This is a genomic window from Oleiphilus sp. HI0117 (genome assembly GCF_001635235.1).
In genome coordinates this window covers 1-377 of the sequence record NZ_LWGA01000366.1, presented here as the reverse complement: position 1 = coordinate 377, position 377 = coordinate 1, and the positions used below count along the sequence as shown (strand labels likewise).

Below are 377 nucleotides of genomic sequence, written 5' to 3'. Positions count from 1 at the left end.
GTTCACTTTCAAGTTCTAAACGTGCAAATCCTGTCATGCTTTTCAGCATTGGTACTTCCCCACTTAGCTCAGTTACGTATGTTCAAATTGATTTACGAATTCTACTCGCTAGGCACTTAGAAACCCACCTTTAAAGTGATAAACTTGCCGGCAAATTTTCCCGGTACCCCTTTATTTAATTCCCCAATAGGAAGAACTTTATGAGACCAAGCGAACGCCAACCAGATCAAGCACGCGAGATTAAAATCACCCGAAACTACACAAAACATGCTGAAGGCTCTGTCCTGGTTGAGTTTGGCGACACCAAAGTTATCTGTACTGCCTCAATAGACGAAAAGGTACCCCGCTTCCTAAAAGGTGAAGGACAAGGTTGGTTA

At 43.0% G+C, this 377-nt stretch carries 1 pseudogene; it reads left to right on the top strand.

Features of this window, described 5'->3' with window-relative positions:
• Positions 1–200 precede the first annotated feature (200 nt).
• Positions 201–377 (top strand): annotated as a pseudogene (gene rph, locus A3757_RS04395) (ribonuclease PH); the annotation flags it as partial.